A 2,984-nucleotide genomic window follows, 5' to 3' on the forward strand; every position below is an offset into this window, starting at 1 on the left:
CACCCTCTCAGGGCCAGGGCGTCTCGCGCAGGGCCAGGCTGCCGTTGACCGGCCCGCCCCATTGCCGTGACTGGACGATACGGGTCGTGCCGCGTTCGATCCAGTAGGCATTCTGGAAAGACAGCCCGGTGCCGTTGCAGTCTTCGGTCATGACATCGGCCGGCACCTTCTCGGGGCCCAGATCCACCACCTCGGGCGGGGCCGCGCGCAGCACGCAGCGGGTCGCGCGCCGCACCGCCTGGGCGTCGGGGCCGAGCACCGTGTAGAAGTGGTCCACCACCCCCGGACGGCGCGCCAGAACCAGCGGCGCCACCCGGCTTTCGTCGGCCGCCAGAAGGTCGTCGCCCAGACCGCGCGTGCCCACCAGAAAGCCGTTGCGCAGCGCGATGCCCACATCGTCTTGCGAGATGAAGCTGGCCGTGGCGCGCGCGCCCGGCGTTTCCTCGACAAAGATCCCCAGCGCATTCTCGCGGTTCTCGACCGCGACCATATAGGTCAGCCCGCGGTGGGCGGCGGCCCGCGTGAAGCGTTCCGAGACCTTCGGCAGGCGCGGCTGACCAAAGCTGGGCAGCGCCGCGCGCAGGAATTCCGTCTCGGCGCGATCGGACGAACAGGCCCCCAGGGCCAGAGGCATTCCCAGGGTCAGGGCCAGGGCCACCCCCAGCCCCCGCCGCAAGCCCTGCCGCGATCCCCGCCGCAAGCCCCCGCCTGCACCCCGCCGCGCGCTCATCGCCAGAACCGCCCCCAGCGGTCCTGAAGCTCGGGCGCATGCGCCGCGCGCACCATCTCGTAAAGCCGGTTGGGCATCTCGACCCGCGCGCCGCCGTCGCGCTGGATCGGGCGGATGACGGTCGAGAAGCCCCGCCGCGAGGGCATCCCCGCCAGCCATTCGACCGGGATCGAGAGACGGATGCCCTTGTCGAAGGCGCCCTCGCCGAAGGTGCTGAAGGGCACGTCGGTCAGGGTGAAGAACCCGCCCACGCGGAAGCCGTTGTCGAATTCGCGGTCCAGCGTCACCGTCGCCCCCCAATCCCCGGCCAGATAGCGCCCCGCATCCAGCTGGCCGACATAGCCGCCGCCAAAGTCGTAATAGGCCGAGACATGGCCCGTCGTCACCGCGTAATCCTGGAACCCGAAGCCCTGGTCATAGGCCCGCTGGGCGACGCGGTTCAGCTCGATCCCCAGACCCAGCCGGCTGTCCACCGGCTTCCACAGAAGCTCGCCCGAGACGCCGCCGAACATCGGCTCGAAATAGCCCGCCGACACCCGCCCATAGAGATCGGGGCCGGGCCGGAAGAGATAATCCGCCGTCAGGACGCTGAGCGCGATCTCCGAGTGCGTGTCATAGGTGACCACATCCGAGCGCACATGCGGCAGCACCGAGGTCGACACCCGTGTCGCCTGGTCGCGGTTGCCCACCACCGGCGCGCGCACCGCCCCCGACAGCATCAGCCCCGGCGCCAGCCCCAGCGTCCCCGACAGCTGCACCCCCAGATCGGCCCGCACCGGGTCGTCGGGGTCAAAGAGCGCGGGGCTCAGATAGGGCGTCAGGCGCCAGTGCAGATCGGGATAGGCGCCGGGCGCCACCGGCACCGGCGCCCCCGGCGCCGCGATCCGGGCGCGCGCAAAGCTCTGCCAGCTGCCGTCCAGCGCATGTTCCAGATCCTCCAGATCCGACCGCGCCAGCGTCACCGAAGACAGCGCCATCCCCCCCGCAACCGGCACGATCTCGAAGGTCTCGATCTCGGGCGGCAGCGTGTTGGCCATCTGCCGTGCCGCCCGCCCCAGCGCCTCGGGCAGCGCCCCATAGCGCGGGTTGCGCAGCGCCAGACGCGCCCGTGTCCCGCCGATCTCGAGCCCCTCGAGCGCAAGCCCATCCTCCGCCAGCGCCGCCGCCAGACGCGCCCGCCCGTCGGGAAGCCCCACCCTCGAAGGCGTCCCCGAAGCCGTGCCCGATCCCGCCCCCGATCCCGTGACGACATCGCCCCAGCTGGCCGCGGCCACCTGATCGCGCGGCACGATCGGCGCCGGCGCGCTTTCGATGCCGTTGCGCCCGCGGTCGCGGCGCGGGTCGAAGGAATAGGTCATCTGCACGCTCAGCTGCGCGCCATGCAGCAGATAGCCCGAGAAGCTGGTGGTGTCGCTGCGGCGGTATTCCACCCCGAAGTTCAGCGGCGTGCGGTGCTCGAACCCCATCCGCCACACCTCCTCGACATAGCCGTCCGAGGAATATTCCGCGAGAAGCTTCAGACGGTCCGTCGCCTGCCACGCCACCCCCCCGAACAGCGCCGCATCGCCGCGGAAGAACCGGTCGAACGCCACCTTGCCCGTCACCCCGATGCCCAGGGGAACCGGCCGCCGTTCGAAGCGCGTGTCGATCAGACCCAGCGGGTTGGTGAAGCCGCCGAAGCTGCCCAGACGCCCCCAGCCAAGGCCCCCCGTCACCGTCAGACGGTCGCCAAGATGCTTGGTCGCAACGATATATTCCGATTCGTAAAGCCCGGTGCCGCCAAAGTCGCGCAGCCCGATCATCAGCGACGGCGCGTGCCGCGTCTCCTCGGACAGAAGATAGCTGACATCAAAGCTGCGGTCATAGACCGTCCCGCCGCCCACCCCCAGCGGCGTCAGATAGCCGTCGATGATCGAATAGCGAAAGCCCCCCGACAGGCGCGGCGTGATCTGGAACTGCATCTGCCCGCGCCAGACATTCTCGAAAAACGACATGCTCAGGCTGAATTGCCCATCCGGCGCCGCCTGCGCCACCGGCATGTCGATCAGACCCGGAGACCCATAGCTGCCGTAATGCAGAACCTCGCCCCGCGCCGGACCCGAAAGCGACAAGACACCCCAAAGCCCCCCACAGAACGCAACCCCAAGCGCGCCCCGGAACGCCCACAGAACGCCCAAGCCCCGACAAAACCCCCAAAACATCCCCAAAACCAACGCAAATCCCCCTCAGGCGTCGGAATGATACTCTAACGCGC

2 protein-coding genes are annotated in these 2,984 nt (G+C 69.6%); both read right to left on the minus strand.

Going from position 1 to position 2,984, the window contains the following annotated elements; all coding sequences use genetic code 11:
- Positions 1-7: 7 nt before the first annotated feature.
- Positions 8-634: a YjbF family lipoprotein gene (locus tag BW949_RS16300; RefSeq protein WP_159440082.1), complete on the minus strand. Its 627-nt coding sequence runs from the start codon at positions 632-634 to the stop codon at positions 8-10.
- Positions 635-726: 92 nt separating this feature from the next.
- Positions 727-2,841 carry a YjbH domain-containing protein gene (locus BW949_RS16305; RefSeq protein WP_076367981.1) on the minus strand — a complete coding sequence of 705 codons (2,115 nt, stop codon included), beginning with the start codon at positions 2,839-2,841 and terminating at the stop codon, positions 727-729.
- Positions 2,842-2,984 lie beyond the last annotated feature (143 nt).

The organism is Phaeovulum vinaykumarii (assembly GCF_900156695.1).
In the GTDB taxonomy this organism is placed as follows: domain Bacteria; phylum Pseudomonadota; class Alphaproteobacteria; order Rhodobacterales; family Rhodobacteraceae; genus Bieblia_A; species Bieblia_A vinaykumarii.